The 4043-nt window shown below is 44.8% G+C and carries 1 protein-coding gene; it reads left to right on the forward strand.

Annotated elements, in window-relative coordinates; all coding sequences use genetic code 11:
- A partial coding sequence (locus J7R05_RS06800) for a hemagglutinin repeat-containing protein (RefSeq protein ID WP_208541718.1) occupies window positions 1-4043 on the forward strand: 4043 nt, incomplete at both ends.

Below are 4043 nucleotides of genomic sequence, written 5' to 3' on the forward strand. Positions count from 1 at the left end.
TAAGCGGTTTGACAGGAGCAGGAGCTCTCTTTACACCAAAAGTGGATCTCAATAATGCAGGGGAACTTTCTGAGGGTCTCCCTTTACCAAAGCCTCAATCGGGTGGTATAGGTGGCACGCTTCCCAACCAGAATTTCCTTTATGAAACGCGGGCGGAATTCCTCGATGTTGGCAAGTTTTATGGCTCAGCCTATTATTTAAACAAAATTGGTTACAATCCTGACAGAGAGATTTTTTTCTTAGGGGATGCTTATTTCGAAAAGCAACTGATTGAAAAACAAATGCGAGATCTTGTTGGTCAAGGGTTGGGCAAGGGCTCTTTTATTCCTGGAAGTGATGCCATTGAACAAGTCAAAACCTTGCTGGATGTAGGGGCAGAATATGCAAAAGCCCACAATCTCCCCTTTGGTGAGGCTTTAAGTGAAGAACAATTGGCGTTACTAGAAGCCCCGATGGTGATTTATGTGCGCCAACAGGTCAAGGGCATGGATGTTTATGCACCGGTGCTTTACATTCCAGAAAAGGAGAGAGCTTCCTTTGTTTCTGCTGGTGCTTTGATCATGGGGGGTGATGTCAATATTACCAGCCAAAATACCAATAATTCGAAGATAAGCAATTCAGGGCGTATTGCGGCATCGCAGCAATTGCATGTGCATGCTGGTGATATTCTCACTCAAGGAGGGCATTTTTCTGCTGGTGGGGATGCTGTTTTACTTGCGGAAAACAACATCCGCTTTGATGCAGGGCGCACAAGCGTTGCGGGTGTGGAGACCGTTTTAAACACCGATGCGCTTTCTGCTGGGGGCAATGCAAGCGTGATTGCCAAACAAGATATCACAGCCTCAGGGGTGGGGATCACCACAGAGGGTGATCTTGCCATGGCTACAAAGCAGGGCAATTTGACGATAGGCACAGCCACAACACATCACCACAGCCAGCATAGTGATGCCACCATGCATCATAAATCAGAAGTCAGCTCTGGCGGCTCAATGATGCTTTCCTCTGGAAAAGATCTCAATGTTTTAGGCTCTGATGTTCAAACAAAGGATAAACTTCTCTTAGAAGCAAAAGGCAATGTCTCGATTGATGCCACGCGCAACAGCATGAACAATCAAAATGGGAGTGAAACTTCCCATATTGCCTTGCACAATGGCTCTCATTTAAGTTCTGGAAAAGAGACTACTATTCTATCTGGTCAAGATATCTATATTGCTGCTTCTGATATAGATGCCAAGGGCAATGTTGCTCTTGGTGCCCAAGGGGAGATCAAAATAGGGGTGAAAAACGATGAAGTGGAATATCATCTTGGGAGCAACAATACGAAAGTGGATATGCAAGCTTCTCATGCTGTTGGCTCTTCGATAAAATCGGGAGGTGATACCACTGTTGTTGCGGGGCAGGATGGAAAGGCGCATGATCTCACTATCACAGGTAGTTCCATTGCGGCTGATGGCAAGGTAGGGCTGAAAGCCAGCAACGATATTGTGATCACCAATGCAGAAAGTAACTTACACTATGAGGTGTCGCATCATAAAGAGGGGGGAATATTTAGGAGCAGCAAATTCGAGCATAACAAGATTGATGCGACACAAGTTGAGGGGTCGCTCATAACGGGAGGAAAAGGCGTCGCCCTTGAATCGGAAAAAGATACAACAATCATTGGCTCGATGTTGCTTGCTGGCAAACAAGAGAAAACGCCAGGAGAACACGCACAGGGAGAGAAAACGCCAGAGGAGCAGGCAAAAGCAGATATTACCATTCACTCTGGGGGAAATATTCTCATAAAAGGCGCTCAAGAACACTACGAGCAGCAACAACAATCCTCAAAAAGCAGCTTTTTACACAAGAAATCCTCCAATAGTTTTCAATCGCATACCACAACGGTTTCTTCTATTCTTGGGGCGATGGGCAATATTGATTTGCAAGCAGAAAAAGATTCCACAATTACTGCGTCTCATCTGTTTTCCGGTAAAGATATCAATGTGAGCGCAGAAAATGTGACGATTGATGGCATGACAGATCACCATAAGAGCCATTCAGAAACCCATGAAACAGGTTTTGGTGTGGGTTCAGGTAAGGGCTTTGTATCGATATACGGAAGTCAGTCAAAGACAGAAAATGAAGAAAGTTTTAAACATCAAGGCTCTTCTCTGAATGCTGATGGCAATATCAATATCACTGCTAGGACAAAAGATGTGAACATAGTGGGCTCTGATTTTACAGGTGAGAATATTAACCTTTCGGCAGCCCATGATGTCAATGTGTCTGTTGGTCATGATCGTCATACTTCAAGCTCAAAGGAAAAGCGTTCAGGCTTTGGCATTCAGTTTGAAAAGAGCAACAGTGGTGCTTCTGTTGGTGTTGGGGTTGCGAGCGTGAAGGACATGGGGGATCAATGGGAAAGCACTTCCGTCCAATCACACTTCATAGCACGCCAAGATATGCAGATTACTGCTGACAATGATGTAAACATGCAAGCAGCTATTGTTTCGGCGGATCGTGATGTGAACATTGATGCTGGCAATACTATCACGCTTTCGGAAAGCCACGATATTTCTAAGGCACAAGAGACCCATGAAAAGTCTTTTGCTGGTGTGACAGGTTCTGTCAATGTTGGGGCTTTTGGTACCGTGCAAGATGTGAGGGAAGCAGTCAAACGTTTTGGTCATGGGGATACAAAACACAAAATCGGTAATGGTCTTATTGCTGGTCTAAAAGGCTCTGATCTCTATGACAAAGGCAAAGGTTTGTATAATGGGATGAAGGGTGGAGATCTTAAACAGTCTGTTCGTGATATTGCTGATGTTTCTGCTAGTGTTACAGTGGGCTTTAAGACTGAGAAGGCAGAAGCCTCTTCTCAAGTTTTCAATGCAGTGACAAATAAAATAGAAGCAGGGCGCGCTATCAACATGCATGCGCACAAAGGCAGTATCCATGGTGTTGGAGCCGATATTATTGCCGGCACAAAGCTGATGCAAAACAATGATGAACACAGTGGGGATATCACCATGCAAGCAGGGCAGACTATCACCTTTGAAAGTGCGCAAAACACGCAAAGCACACAAAGCCACATGCAAAGTGCTTCGGTGAATGTTGGATACAGCTATGGTACAGGTGGAGCAGGGTGGATGGGTAATGCTTCTTTTGGCAAAGGCAATGGTTCCGGTGAACAGGTTCACCAAAAGAACAGCCATATTATTGGTATGGGCACGGTTCATAGCACAAGTGGAGGCAACACCACACTGGCAGGCGCAGTGGTTTCTGGAAACCGTGTAGAGATGGATATTGGTGGTGATTTTACTGTTATCAGCCGCAGTGATACGGAACAAACTTCCAGCAATCAAAACTCTATTTCTGTTGGATTTGGCGGAGAAAAAAAGGATGATGCAGCTACAACCAAGCTATCCTTTAACAAGGATAAATTCTCTAATGATTATCACAGTGTTGTGGAACAATCAGGGATCAAAGCTGGTCAGCAAGGTTTTAATATCGACGTTAAAGATAAAACAACGCTGACGGGAGGCATCATTGAGAGCAGTGCACCAGCAGATAAAAACCAACTGACAACAGGAGTTATTACGACGAGTGATATTATCAACAGTGCTGAAGCTAAAGGCAGCAGCCAAGGTTTAAGTATTTCTGCGGGTGGTTCCATGTACCAAGGCAAATATGGCATAGCAAAAAACATTGCCAAGAATGTTTTAGATCACGCAAAAGCCAAGGATTCAGAGGAAGGATACACCAAATCTGCTATCAGCAATGGCAGCATCATTTTGACAGATGAAGCAGGGCAAAAGACCCTGACAGGGCAAAATGGGGAACAAACAATCGCCTCCCTTAACCGTGACACCGCTACAGCTCATCAAGTTGTAGAAGCGCTTGATGGTGGCAGGCTGGAACAAATCGTCCATGAGAACCGTGAAATGGCAACGCAATTGCTTGAAGAAGGGTTTAAATACAGCGATGATTCCTATAAAACCATGTTTATCAAAAAGCACTCCATCGCCGTGGTGGATCGTGATGAAAAGGGAAATATTATCTAT

The sequence above is a fragment of the Bartonella capreoli genome, assembly GCF_902813205.1.
Classification (GTDB): domain Bacteria; phylum Pseudomonadota; class Alphaproteobacteria; order Rhizobiales; family Rhizobiaceae; genus Bartonella; species Bartonella schoenbuchensis.